The sequence below is a fragment of the Paenarthrobacter aurescens genome (assembly GCF_025421775.1).
In the GTDB taxonomy this organism is placed as follows: domain Bacteria; phylum Actinomycetota; class Actinomycetes; order Actinomycetales; family Micrococcaceae; genus Arthrobacter; species Arthrobacter aurescens_B.
This window is the reverse complement of record NZ_JAOEFX010000816.1, coordinates 1-229: the sequence shown is the minus strand read 5'-3', so window position 1 is coordinate 229 and position 229 is coordinate 1. Positions and strand designations below refer to the sequence as shown.

Sequence of the window (229 nt, the reverse complement as noted above, 5' to 3'; positions counted from 1 at the left end):
TGTGGCACCCTGTGCCGCCTGAACGATGGAGTTCCTTTGACGATTCAGCGCCCACCTTCCACCGATTCCACCCATCTTGAGCGTCAGCTCAGCAACCGCCACATCCAGCTCATCGCCATCGGCGGAGCGATCGGCACCGGCCTGGTCATGGGCTCCGGCAAGACCATTTCCGCGGCCGGCCCGGCCGTCATTTTCGGGTACATGATCATCGGCTTCAAGCTCTTCTGCG

Annotated in this window: 1 pseudogene; it reads left to right on the top strand. The window is 62.0% G+C overall.

The features are described 5' to 3' along the window. Positions 1 to 36 precede the first annotated feature (36 nt). Positions 37 to 229 (top strand): annotated as a pseudogene (locus tag N7568_RS25680) (D-serine/D-alanine/glycine transporter); the annotation flags it as partial.